General features: G+C 61.2%; 10 protein-coding genes. 8 read left to right on the top strand and 2 right to left on the bottom strand.

The genetic code is table 11. The features are described 5' to 3' along the window. Window positions 1-15: 15 nt before the first annotated feature. Complete coding sequence (locus E9677_RS07220) at window positions 16-1089, top strand: enoyl-CoA hydratase/isomerase family protein (protein ID WP_136557437.1); 1074 nt, start codon at window positions 16-18, stop codon at window positions 1087-1089. A 21-nt stretch (window positions 1090-1110) separates the two neighbouring features. Here the strand turns inward: E9677_RS07220 and E9677_RS07215 are convergent, their stop codons facing one another. Beyond that, window positions 1111-1809: a hypothetical protein gene (locus tag E9677_RS07215; RefSeq protein WP_136557436.1), complete on the bottom strand. Its 699-nt coding sequence runs from the start codon at window positions 1807-1809 to the stop codon at window positions 1111-1113. 102 nt (window positions 1810-1911) lie between these two features. Next, entirely contained in the window at window positions 1912-3321 is a 1410-nt protein-coding gene (locus tag E9677_RS07210) for a helix-turn-helix domain-containing protein (protein ID WP_136557435.1), read from the bottom strand. 134 nt (window positions 3322-3455) lie between these two features. Here E9677_RS07210 and E9677_RS07205 point away from each other — a divergent pair, with 134 nt between their 5' ends. From E9677_RS07205 to scpA, 7 genes are all read left to right on the top strand, one after another. Beyond that, window positions 3456-4988 carry an acyl-CoA carboxylase subunit beta gene (locus E9677_RS07205; protein WP_136557434.1) on the top strand — a complete coding sequence of 511 codons (1533 nt, stop codon included), beginning with the start codon at window positions 3456-3458 and terminating at the stop codon, window positions 4986-4988. Window positions 4989-4995: 7 nt separating this feature from the next. Beyond that, complete coding sequence (locus E9677_RS07200) at window positions 4996-5925, top strand: Abi-alpha family protein (protein WP_136557433.1); 930 nt, start codon at window positions 4996-4998, stop codon at window positions 5923-5925. Between the two features lie 39 nt (window positions 5926-5964). Then, on the top strand, window positions 5965-6876 hold the full coding sequence (gene yghU, locus E9677_RS07195) for a glutathione-dependent disulfide-bond oxidoreductase (protein WP_136557432.1): 912 nt from the start codon (window positions 5965-5967) through the stop codon (window positions 6874-6876). A 9-nt stretch (window positions 6877-6885) separates the two neighbouring features. Further along, window positions 6886-7263, top strand: coding sequence for a hypothetical protein (locus tag E9677_RS07190; protein ID WP_136557431.1), 378 nt, complete (start codon window positions 6886-6888; stop codon window positions 7261-7263). A gap of 4 nt (window positions 7264-7267) precedes the next feature. Further along, window positions 7268-7681: a hypothetical protein gene (locus E9677_RS07185; protein ID WP_136557430.1), complete on the top strand. Its 414-nt coding sequence runs from the start codon at window positions 7268-7270 to the stop codon at window positions 7679-7681. A gap of 66 nt (window positions 7682-7747) precedes the next feature. Then, window positions 7748-9757 (top strand): acetyl-CoA carboxylase biotin carboxylase subunit, encoded by a 2010-nt coding sequence (locus E9677_RS07180; RefSeq protein ID WP_136557429.1) that lies wholly within the window; start codon window positions 7748-7750, stop codon window positions 9755-9757. 184 nt (window positions 9758-9941) lie between these two features. After that, window positions 9942-12077 carry a methylmalonyl-CoA mutase gene (scpA, locus tag E9677_RS07175; RefSeq protein ID WP_136557428.1) on the top strand — a complete coding sequence of 712 codons (2136 nt, stop codon included), beginning with the start codon at window positions 9942-9944 and terminating at the stop codon, window positions 12075-12077. Window positions 12078-12121 lie beyond the last annotated feature (44 nt).

Genomic DNA, 12121 nt, shown 5'->3' with positions numbered 1-12121 from the left:
ACAAGGGAGGACGGCATGCGATATCTTGAGGCGGACTATCAGGGCAATGAGATCCTGACGGGGAAAAAGGGCGCACTCGGCCTCATCGCCCTCAATCGCCCGCGCGTCTTGAACAGCCTCTCGCAAGACATGGTGATGGATTTCGGCAAGGCGCTCGACGCGTTCGAGGCCGAACGCGACGTCGCCGCCGTCCTCGTCACCGGCGAAGGCGAACGCGGGCTTTGCGCCGGCGGCGACATCAGGATGTTCTATGAGAGCGGCAAGGCCGGTGATGGCAAGGCCTCCCACTTCCTCAAGGCCGAATACCGCCTGAACGCCCGCATCGCCGGCTTCAAGAAGCCCTATGTCGTCGTGATGGACGGCATCACCATGGGCGGCGGCGTCGGCATCTCAAGCCATGGCAGCCACCGCATCGTCACCGAAACGACCAAACTCGCCATGCCCGAAACCGCCATCGGCTTCTTCCCCGATATCGGCGCCACCTGGCTCCTGTCGCGCGCACCGGGCGAACTCGGCACCTGGATGGGCCTGACCGGCGAGGCGGTGAACGGCGCCGATGCCATCACCGCAGGCTTTGCCGACTGGTATGTCCCGCCGGACCGGGTGGCCGAACTCTTGGAACGGATCGCCGCCCTCCCCGCGCCCGCCCTTGGCCAATCGATCGCCTCGACGATCCGCGATTACACGGTGGACGGCCCGAAAGGCATCTTTTCCGAAGGCCGAGACATGATCGACCACTGCTTCGCCTTCGACACGGTGGAGGAGATCATCGCCGCCCTCGAACGGGAAAAGGGCGACCTCGCTACCCGAACGCTTGCGGCCATGCGCGCCAAGTCCCCGACCAGCCTGAAGGTCACGCTCCGCATGCTGCGCGCAGCCCGCGCCTCCCGGGACCTCGAAACCTGCCTCGAACGCGAATTCGCCGGCACGCTGCAGGTAGTCAAGGTTCCCGACTTCTACGAAGGCATCCGCGCGGCGATCATCGACAAGGACAGGAACCCTAAATGGGCGCCGGCGACGCTGGAGGATGTGGCGCCGGAGAGTGTGGAGGCGTTCTTTGCGGCGAGGGATGAGCGGTTGTTTGGCTAATCACTCGAAGCTCGGCTACGACTAACGAGCTACCTCCGCGGCTTCCGTGACGAGGTCTTGCTCCGAAACGTTGCTTTCGCCGGATGCGAGCGGGCTGTCGGAAGAAGCAAGACCATCAATCATATTGAAAATGTCATCCCAGAAAGCCGCGTCGCCACCTCTGACTTCTGCAACCCACCGAGCGGCGCTTTGAATATCAGCAACTGTCAATTCCCCGCCGGGATCGGAATATTCCTGGATTCCCTTGGCGACATCGAACGCTTCCCAAGCTGCCATGACCTGGGCTTGGTCAGCCGCAGGTACACCGCGCCCGTAGTCATCGGTCACAGTCACCATTCCGCCAGCTTGGACGAGATTATAGCCAGTCATTTGACGAAATGCTGCAAGTTCGTTCGGCGTGAAAAGGCCCACAGCTTCTACCGCATTGTAGTCATAGCCATTCTGCTCTTCGATCAGATTGGCCAAGATGCTGACGCTCGTGGAGCGCAGCCCGCGTTCAACGTCGGGGATGAACTCGTATCCACCGTCAGCACGGCGCACGTAATTGTCCTGCAGTTCAGGATCCTGGAGCAGGTTCTTGAACAGGCCATTGTCCTTGGATGCATAGTCGCCGTCATTGAAGAACGAGCCGAAACTCTGATCCGGGCTCTTCGCCCCGGAAGCAGAGCTCGAACTGGCAGATTTTGCCACATAGGTGTTCGTGGACTGACTGATCTGCATCGCCTCACTCCGCTTCGCGCTTCTTAGACAAGAGCTAGCGGCAAAAGCTGGCGCGAAACTTACAACCCAAAATTGTCGACGATCTCACAAACCAAGGCGCTCTCACTCAATCTCATACGGCATCGGGTTCCGCACCCGATGATCCACCACCAACTTCCGTTTCAATGGTGGCACAGCGCGGCTGGTGCATTTGATGCGCTCGCAGATGCGGCAGGAAATGCCGATCGGGTCGAAGGCGCCGCGGTTGGAGAGGTCGAGGTCGTCGGCATAGACGAAGGCGCCGGCATAGGAGATCTCGCAGCCGAGGGCGAGCGCGTAGCGCGGATTGGCGGCGCGGAAGCCGGCGGAGCCTTTTGATACCTGGGTGGCGATGCAGAGATAGCGCACGCCATCAGGCGTTTCCGCCGTCTGGCGAATGATCCGGCCGGGCGTCTCGAAGGCCTGATGGGCATTCCACAGCGGACAGGCCGCGCCGAAACGGGCGAATTGCAGGCGAGCTGCGCTGTGGCGCTTGGTGATATTGCCGGCCCGGTCGATGCGGGCAAAGAAGATCGGCACGCCCTTGAGGCCCGGGCGCTGCAGCGTCGAAAGACGGTGGCAGACCTGTTCGAGCGAGGCCTCGAAACGGGCGGCGAGCAGTTCGATGTCGTGGCGGAGATCCCGCGCGGCGGTGAGGAAGCTGCGATAGGGCAGGATCAGCGCGCCGGCGAAGTAGTTGTGCAGTCCCATGCGACAGATCTCGACCGCCTCTTCGCTGCGAAAATTCGCCTGTTTCAGCACCTGGTCGATCTTGGTGGCAGCGGCCAGCTGGGCGATCTGGATGGCGATCTGGAAATCGCGGGTGGGGGCCGAGGCATAGCGGCTGACGGTGAGGATCCGCCCCACCGGATCGAAGCGGCGGATGGCCTCGTCGCCCGCCTCGCCGCGCACCACGCGCACGCCGTGCCGCGCTTCGAGATGGCCCGAGAGCGCCGCATAATTCTCCCCCTCCCCGAGCTGCAGCTCTGTCGCCAGTTGCTCGGCGGCAAGGTCGAGATCGTGGATGTAATTGTCGACGAAATGGAAGAAGTCGCGCACTTCGTCGTAAGGCGTCACCTCCTGGCTGGGTGCCGCCCCCAGCCGGTCGTCGAGGCTCGCCAGCTGCTCGTTGCCGCGCCTGTATGCCTGGTGCGCAGCAATCAGCGCATGGGCAAAGCCGGGTGCATTCTGGGTGACGAGCTTCAGCTCCTGCAGGCTCGGCGAGTAGGTCTCGAACAGCGGATCGGAGAGCGCCTCCGTCAGCGCCGAGAGCAGGCGGTCGTTTTGGCCTGACGACAGCTCGGTGATATCGATGCCGAACTTTTCCGCCAGTGCCAAAAGCACCGAGGCCGAGACCGGGCGCTGATTGTTTTCGATCTGGTTGAGATAGCTGGTGGAAATGCCGACCATATCGGCAAACTGCGCCTGGGTGGTGCCGTTTGCCTGGCGGATGTCGCGGACCTTGCGGCCGATGAAGAGTTTCCCGATGGCCATTTCGCAAATTCGCAATTTTCACTTTGCAAATTCATAAATCCACAGATGCACCTGTTCAACCGTTTTCTTCTGCGGCACAGTGGAATAGGTGTCACATCAAGGCTCAGAAGCCAGAAGACCATTCGGGAGGATATATGCTGACGATCCTGGACCAGCTCGAAGCCCGTCGCGACGAGGCCCGCCTCGGCGGCGGCGAAAAGCGCATCGCCGCCCAGCATGGCAAGGGCAAACTGACCGCCCGCGAGCGTGTGGACGTGCTGCTCGACGAAGGCTCGTTTGAAGAATACGACATGTATGTCACGCATCGCTGCACCGATTTCGGCATGGCCGAACAGAAGGTGCCGGGCGACGGCGTCGTCACCGGCTGGGGCACGATCAACGGCCGCCAGGTCTATGTCTTCTCCCAGGATTTCACCGTGCTCGGCGGCTCGCTGTCGGAAACCCATGCCCAGAAGATCTGCAAGATCATGGACATGGCGATGAAGGTGGGCGCGCCCGTGATCGGCCTGAATGACTCGGGCGGCGCCCGCATTCAGGAAGGTGTGGCCTCGCTTGCCGGTTATGCCGATGTCTTCAAGCGCAATGTCGATGCCTCAGGCGTCATTCCGCAGATCTCCGTGATCATGGGCCCCTGCGCCGGCGGTGCCGTCTATTCACCCGCCATGACCGATTTCATCTTCATGGTGCGCGACAGCTCCTACATGTTCGTCACCGGCCCCGACGTGGTGAAGACCGTCACCAATGAGATCGTCACCGCCGAAGAGCTGGGCGGCGCCTCGACCCACACCAAGAAATCCTCCGTCGCCGATGGCGCATACGAAAACGACATCGAGGCGCTGGAACAGGTCCGCCTGCTCTTCGACTTCCTGCCGCTCAACAACCGCGAAAAGCCGCCGGTCCGCCCCTTCCATGACGATCCGGCCCGCATCGAGATGCGGCTCGACACACTGATCCCGGACTCGTCGAACAAGCCCTATGACATGAAGGAGCTGATCTACGCGCTGGCCGACGAGGGCGATTTCTTCGAGGTCCAGGAAGCCTTTGCCAAGAACATCATCACCGGCTTCATCCGCATGGAGGGCCAGACGGTCGGCGTCGTCGCCAACCAGCCCATGGTGCTCGCCGGCTGCCTCGACATCGATTCATCGCGCAAGGCCGCCCGTTTCGTCCGCTTCTGCGATGCCTTCTCGATCCCGATCCTGACGCTCGTCGACGTACCCGGTTTCCTGCCCGGAACCGCCCAGGAATATGGTGGCGTCATCAAGCATGGCGCGAAACTCTTGTTCGCCTATAGCCAGGCGACCGTGCCGATGGTGACCCTCATCACCCGCAAGGCCTATGGCGGCGCCTATGACGTCATGGCCTCCAAACATATCGGCGCCGACATCAACTACGCCTGGCCGACCGCCGAAATCGCCGTGATGGGCGCGAAGGGGGCCACTGAAATCCTCTACCGCTCGGAACTCGGCGACGCCGAGAAGATCGCGGCGCGGACGAAGGAATACGAAGTCAACTTCGCCAACCCCTTCAAGGCGGCAGAACGCGGCTTCATCGACGAAGTGATCATGCCGCATTCCTCGCGCCGCCGGATTGCCAAGGCCTTTGCAAGTTTGCGCAACAAGCAGGTCGGCACGCATTGGAAAAAGCACGACACGATCCCGTTGTGAGGAAAAGATGAGCGATCAAAAGCCAATTGACGGGTTGCAGCAAGGCATAAATGAACCCGAAACAAAGATGCCGAAGCTCGGGGCGAGCGCTGAGGCGAAGTTGATCATTGAGCGGAAGAAGATCACAACCGAAACCATTCCGGAGGACGTTAGCCGAGCCAAGGCTTCATCATGGCTGGACCTAATATCGCCTCTTACGGAATGGGCCGGGCTTCGTGGCGATCAACTTCGCCATAAACGCGAGTTGTTGCGGGTACATCAAGACAGTGTTCTTTATGACATCGTTCTGCAGGCACGAAGCAAAATCAGAGCAATCGACCATGCTGGAGCGGCAACACCAACGAAGTTCCTTATTCCGTTCATCGAAAAGGCATCTATCGAAGGACCAGAACCGGAACTGCAGGACCTTTGGGCAAGCCTACTTGCGTCATCATACGAAGATTACAAACCGGAATACATCCACTTCTGCAATATAATTTCTCAAATGTCACTATCCCAAGCGAAAGCGCTCAAATCCATCGTAGGAGACGTAAACCAACATCAACTAGAAATTGCGATGGACAACATCAACATATGGTACAACTCGAGTGTCGCTAAAAATAGCATTACTGAGCAATTGAACAAAATCTCCGGAGAATTTTCCGCCGAAAGAATTGCAAATTCCGTCCTTGAACTCCTCGATCATACTGGAATTGCCATTGTAAATATCATGGTCGAGCTTCCTGACGGAAGCATGCTATTCGGAGACGCGGGGGAAAATGAGTACAAGGATGAATTTGAAGTAGACTACAACATACTTGAAGTTATTGGTCTTATAGAACGAATTCACGTGCACTGGTTTGAATATAAGCAATGGGCCACTACGTGTACTTACTACGCTCTTAGACCGCTCGGATATCATTTTGCCTTGCGTTGCGGGCTTGCAAACCGCACCTAAGGTCCAGATTGAACAGCAACCATCAAAGGATCCGATTTCATGAGCGACGAAAAGTTCCCGCCCGAGAAGAACCTGCCGGCCGGCTACGTGCCGCCAAAAGTTTGGACATGGGAGCCCGGCAATGGCGGCGCCTTTGCCAGCATCAACCGCCCGACCGCAGGCGCGCAGACAGAAGTGGAACGCCCGGTCGGCAAGCACCCGCTGCAGCTTTATTCGCTGGCAACGCCGAACGGCCAGAAGGTAACGATCCTGCTTGAGGAACTGCTCGAAGCCGGTCATGAGGGTGCGGAATACGATGCCTGGCTGATCAATATCGGCAAGGGCGATCAATTCGGCTCGGGCTTTGTCGAGGTCAATCCGAACTCCAAGATCCCCGCCCTGATGGACCATGCGCCGAAGGATGGCGGCAAGCCAATCCGCCTGTTCGAATCCGCCTCGATCATGACCTACCTCGCCGAAAAGTTTGGCGCCTTCCTGCCGACGGAAACACGCGCGCGGGCCGAGACGCTGAACTGGCTGTTTTGGCAGATGGGCTCCGCCCCATTCCTCGGCGGCGGCTTTGGCCATTTCTACTCTTACGCGCCGATGAAGATCCAATACGCCATCGACCGTTATGCCATGGAGGTCAAGCGCCAGATGGACGTGCTAAACCGCCACCTCGCCGATAACGAATTCATGGCCGGCAAGGATTACACAATCGCCGATATGGCGATCTGGCCCTGGTATGGACGTCTCGCCCTGCATGGCGCCTACGACGATGCCGGCACCTTCTTAGCCGTCGACGACTACGAACATGTCCAGCGCTGGACGAAACAACTCGCAGCCCGTCCCGGCATCAAGCGTGGCGCCATGGTCAACAAGACCAACGGCCCGCTTTCCGAACAGCTGCATGAACGCCACGATGCCTCCGACTTCTTGACGAAGACGCAGGACAAGATCGCTGCGGCGTAAGGAGAGACCATGCCGAGCTTGCCCGACATGACCAAACATCGCGGTTTCCCCGGCGGCATGCCGGGGACCGGTGTGCAATTCACTATCCGCCGCGCCAATCCGCGCGGCGTGACCCCCATCAAGGCCTTCCCGCGCAAGGCGCGCCCCGGCACCAAGGAACACCGGATCGATGCCGCCTTCCTGCATGCACTCTGGCACCACTTCGGCGCGGAGCCTTTCGAGCGTGGCAATCTCGATGCCGCACGCCTGAGCCTCCTCTTCGGTCGCGAAGTAGTCCCCGCCACGAAGGAATTCGACCCGCTGTCTTACGAGGCCATGCTCGTCATCGACGAGAAGGTGGCGCGCAAGAGCTTCCCCGAATCCTTCGAAGACGTGTTCGAGGTGTAACGCCATGGCAAAAGATTCGCTGATGCCGAAACATCAGGGCTTTCCGCTCGGATTGCCCGGAACCCAGTGGCAATTCACGATCCGCCGGCCGAACCCGAAGGTGACGCCGCTCACCAACTGGCCGCGCCACCGCACCATGGACCCGACCGTGGCGCTGGCCGACCTCGGCTTCATGCAGGCGCTCTGGCAGTTTTTCGGCACCGAAACCTTCGAGCGCGGCAATCTCGACGGCGAACGCCTCTGCCGCCTCTTCGGCCGCGAAGTCATCGCCGCAGAGCGCGGCTTTGATCCGCAATCCTACTTCGCCAAGCTGAAGATCAACGAGCAGCTGGCCCGCAAGAACTTCCCGGAAGCCTTTGGCGACGTGAAGGACGAGCAGAGTGTGGCGAAGGGTTTGAAGAAGAAGGTGCGGGAATAGCGGCAGTCTTCGCGCATGAGCGCCTGGAGGCTGAACCCGGATGATAAACGGCAGGGAGAGAAGAAAATGATCCAGAAAATCCTCATCGCCAACCGGGGCGAAATTGCCTGCCGGGTCATCAAGACCGCCAAGAAGCTCGGCATCAAGACGGTCGCCGTCTATTCAGATGCCGACCGCAACGCGCTGCATGTCGAGATGGCCGATGAGGCTGTGCATATCGGCCCGGCGCCGTCGAACCAGTCCTATATCGTCATCGACAAGATCCTCGATGCCATCAAGCAGACCGGCGCCGATGCTGTGCATCCCGGCTACGGCTTCCTCTCGGAAAACGCCGGTTTTGCCGAGGCGCTGGAAAAGGCGGGTGTGACCTTCATCGGCCCGCCGGTTGGCGCAATCCAGGCCATGGGCGACAAGATCACCTCGAAGAAGCTGGCGGCCGAGGCCGGCGTGTCGACCGTGCCCGGACATATGGGCCTGATTGCCGATGCCGACGAGGCGGTAAAAATCTCGGATCAGATCGGCTATCCCGTGATGATCAAGGCCTCCGCCGGCGGCGGCGGCAAGGGCATGCGTATCGCCTGGAACCCGGAAGAAGCCCGCGAAGGCTTTCAGTCGTCGAAGAACGAGGCGAAGAATTCCTTCGGCGACGACCGCATCTTCATCGAGAAATTCGTCACCGAGCCGCGCCATATCGAGATCCAGGTGCTCGGCGACAAGCACGGCACCGTGCTCTATCTCGGCGAACGCGAATGCTCGATCCAGCGGCGCAACCAGAAGGTCATCGAAGAGGCCCCCTCGCCTTTCCTCGATGCCGCCACCCGCAAGGCCATGGGCGAACAGGCGGTCGCGCTTGCCAAGGCCGTCGGCTATCACTCGGCTGGCACCGTCGAATTCATCGTCGATGGCAAGCAGAACAAGTTCTACTTCCTCGAGATGAACACCCGCCTGCAGGTCGAACATCCCGTCACCGAGCTGGTGACCGGCCTTGATCTCGTCGAGCAGATGATCCGCGTCGCCTCGGGCGAGAAACTCAGCTTCGGCCAGGACGATGTAAAGCTCAATGGCTGGGCCATCGAAAGCCGTCTCTACGCCGAAGACCCCTATCGCAACTTCCTGCCCTCGATCGGCCGCCTCACCCGCTACCGCCCGCCGCAGGAAGGCCAGACGGCAGACGGCACGGTCATCCGCAACGACACCGGCGTCTTCGAGGGCGGCGAGATCTCGATGTATTACGACCCGATGATCGCAAAACTCTGCACCTGGGCCCCGGACCGCCTCACAGCCATAGACGCGATGAGCGAAGCGCTCGACAGCTTCGAGGTCGAAGGCATCGGCCACAACCTGCCCTTCCTCTCGGCCGTCATGAACCAGGACCGCTTCCGCTCCGGCAAGATCACCACTGCCTATATCGCTGAGGAATTCAAGGACGGGTTCACCGGCGTCACCCCGGATGCCACCTCGGCGGAAAAGCTCGCCGCCATCGCCGCCGTCATCAACCACCGCCTACAGGCGCGCGCGATCCAGATCTCCGGCACCATTGGCAATCATACCCGCAAGCTCGGCAAGGACTGGGTCGTCAATCTGGGAGGTGGCGACCATGCGCTGGCCGTCAGCGAGGGCACCGGCAACACGCGCGTCGCCTTCGAGGCCGGCAATGAGCTCGTGATCGCCACCGACTGGCAGCCGGGTCAGACACTCGCCCATGTCGACATCGGCGGCGACACGCTCGCGGTGAAGGTCGACCTCAAGGGCCCCGCCATCCGGCTCCGCTGGCGTGGCATGGATGTGACCGCCCGCGTCCGCTCGCCGCGCGTGGCCGAGCTTGCGAAACTCATGCCGGAAAAGCTGCCGCCGGATACGTGGAAGATGCTGCTCTGCCCCATGCCGGGCGTCATCACCGGAGTTGCGGTGAAAGAGGGCGAGACCGTCGAGGCCGGTCAGCCACTCGCCACCGTCGAGGCGATGAAGATGGAGAACATCCTGAAGGCCGAACGGCGCGGCACCGTGAAGAAGATCGTCGTCAAGCCGGGCCAGAGTCTGGCTGTCGATGAGCTGATCATGGAGTTTGAGGGGTAACAGTTCTTGCAGAGGGAAGCCCCTCATCCGCCTGCCGGCACCTTCTCCCCGTGAACGGGGAGAAGGCCGAGATGGCACCGCTTAGCACCTCCCTCTCCCCGCTTGCGAGGAGAGGGCAGCGTGAGGGGCAAACAGGAATACTAGTCGTCGGCCCGCAGTCCATGCGGAGCAGGGAGAAGACCGGATGACCAAAAAAACCATCGCCGACTGGCAGGCGCTTGCCGAGAAGGAATTGAAGCGTCCGGCAGACGCGCTCACCTGGCACACGCCCGAGGGCATCGACGTCAAGCCGCTCTATACCGCGGACGACATTGCCGGCATCGAGCACCTCGACAGCCTGCCGGGTTTCGCCCCCTTCACCCGCGGACCGCGTGCCACCATGTATGCCGGTCGGCCCTGGACGATCCGGCAATATGCCGGCTTCTCGACGGCAGAGGAGAGCAATGCCTTCTACCGCAAGGCGCTTCTGGCGGGTCAGCAGGGCGTCTCCGTTGCCTTCGACCTTGCCACCCACCGAGGTTATGACTCCGACCATCCCCGCGTCGAGGGCGATGTCGGCAAGGCGGGCGTGGCCATCGACAGCGTCGAGGACATGAAGATCCTGTTCGACGGCATTCCACTTGAGGACATCTCTGTCTCGATGACCATGAATGGCGCTGTTATCCCGATCCTCGCCAATTTCATCGTCACCGGCGAAGAACAGGGTGTCTCACGCGACAAGCTTTCCGGCACGATCCAGAACGATATCCTCAAGGAGTTCATGGTCCGCAACACCTATATCTACCCGCCCGAACCCTCGATGCGGATCATCGCCGACATCATCGAATACACGGCGAAGGAGATGCCGAAGTTCAACTCCATCTCGATCTCCGGCTATCACATGCAGGAGGCCGGGGCGACGCTGGTGCAGGAGCTCGCCTTCACGCTGGCCGACGGTCGCGAATATGTCCGGGCCGCCATCGCCAAGGGCCTTGATGTCGACGCGTTCGCCGGCCGGCTTTCCTTCTTCTTCGCCATCGGCATGAACTTCTTCATGGAGGCGGCAAAGCTGCGCGCCGCCCGCCTGCTCTGGACCCGCATCATGCAGGAATTCGAGCCGAAGAAGGCGTCATCTCTGATGCTGCGCACCCATTGCCAGACCTCGGGCGTGTCGCTCGCCGAACAGGATCCCTATAACAACATCGTCCGCACGGCGTTTGAAGCCATGTCGGCCGTGCTCGGCGGCACCCAGTCGCTGCACACAAACTCGTTTGACGAGGCGATCGCGCTGCCGACCGAATTCTCCGCCCGCATTGCCCGCAACACCCAGTTGATCCTGCAGCATGAGACAGGCGTGACCAAGGTCGTCGATCCCCTCGCCGGCTCCTATTATGTCGAGAGCCTGACCAACGACATGGCGGAAAAAGCCTGGGCCCTGATCGAGGAGATCGAGCGGCTGGGCGGCATGACCAAGGCTGTCGATGACGGCCTGCCCAAGCGCCTGATCGAGGAAGCCGCCACCCGTCGCCAGGCCGCCGTCGACCGTGCCGAGGAGGTGATCGTCGGGGTCAACAAATACCGCCTCGAAAACGAGGAGCCGATCGACATTCTGCAGATCGACAACACCGCTGTTCGCCTGTCGCAGATCAAGCGCATCGAGCAGACGCGCCGCCAGCGCGATCCGAAGCTGGTCAGCGAGACGCTCGCCCGGCTGACCGAGGTCGCCGAGAGCGGTCAAGGCAACATCCTTGAAGCCGCAGTCGACGCCGCCCGCGCCCGCGCCACCGTCGGCGAAATTTCGGATGCCATGCGCGCCGTCTTCGGCGATCACGTCGCCGTCCCCGAAGTGGTGCATGACATCTACGGCAAGGCCTATGCCGGCGATCCGGAAATGGAGACGCTCACGACCCGCCTCAACGACTACGGCAAGGCGGCCTCCAAGCCGCGCATCCTGATCGCCAAGCTCGGCCAGGATGGCCATGATCGCGGCGCCAAGGTGATTGCATCCGCCTTCGGCGATATCGGCTTCGACGTCGTGGCCGGCCCCCTCTTCCAGACGCCGGACGAGGCGGCGGATCTCGCCGTGGCCAACAAGGTCAACGTGGTCGGCCTCTCCTCGCTCGCCGCCGGCCACAAGACGCTCGCCCCGCAGCTGGTCGAGGCGCTTAAGGCCAGGGGCGCCAACGACGTGATCGTCGTCGTCGGCGGGGTGATCCCGCGCCAGGATTACGACTTCCTGCTTGAGAGCGGCGTCTCCGCCGTCTTCGGCCCCGGCACCAATGTCATGGATGCCGCACGCTCCGTGCTTGACCTCCTGGAAGGTCGCCTGCGAAACAGTTGAGGCTGACGGCTCGGGGAAGAGCATGGAGACCTGTGCCCGCCTGC

The sequence above is a fragment of the Peteryoungia rhizophila genome (assembly GCF_004912145.1).
Classification (GTDB): domain Bacteria; phylum Pseudomonadota; class Alphaproteobacteria; order Rhizobiales; family Rhizobiaceae; genus Allorhizobium; species Allorhizobium rhizophilum.
Note: the sequence above shows the minus strand (reverse complement) of the source record. Positions and strands in the feature narration are given on the sequence as shown.

What these genes read in the sequence shown, in the direction of transcription:
- E9677_RS07220 (WP_136557437.1), top strand. Translation starts at nt 16, where the DNA reads ATGCGATATCTTGAGGCGGACTATCAGGGCAATGAGATCCTGACGGGG.
- E9677_RS07215 (WP_136557436.1), bottom strand. Translation starts at nt 1,809, where the DNA reads ATGCAGATCAGTCAGTCCACGAACACCTATGTGGCAAAATCTGCCAGT.
- E9677_RS07210 (WP_136557435.1), bottom strand. Translation starts at nt 3,321, where the DNA reads ATGGCCATCGGGAAACTCTTCATCGGCCGCAAGGTCCGCGACATCCGC.
- E9677_RS07205 (WP_136557434.1), top strand. Translation starts at nt 3,456, where the DNA reads ATGCTGACGATCCTGGACCAGCTCGAAGCCCGTCGCGACGAGGCCCGC.
- E9677_RS07200 (WP_136557433.1), top strand. Translation starts at nt 4,996, where the DNA reads ATGAGCGATCAAAAGCCAATTGACGGGTTGCAGCAAGGCATAAATGAA.
- yghU (WP_136557432.1), top strand. Translation starts at nt 5,965, where the DNA reads ATGAGCGACGAAAAGTTCCCGCCCGAGAAGAACCTGCCGGCCGGCTAC.
- E9677_RS07190 (WP_136557431.1), top strand. Translation starts at nt 6,886, where the DNA reads ATGCCGAGCTTGCCCGACATGACCAAACATCGCGGTTTCCCCGGCGGC.
- E9677_RS07185 (WP_136557430.1), top strand. Translation starts at nt 7,268, where the DNA reads ATGGCAAAAGATTCGCTGATGCCGAAACATCAGGGCTTTCCGCTCGGA.
- E9677_RS07180 (WP_136557429.1), top strand. Translation starts at nt 7,748, where the DNA reads ATGATCCAGAAAATCCTCATCGCCAACCGGGGCGAAATTGCCTGCCGG.
- scpA (WP_136557428.1), top strand. Translation starts at nt 9,942, where the DNA reads ATGACCAAAAAAACCATCGCCGACTGGCAGGCGCTTGCCGAGAAGGAA.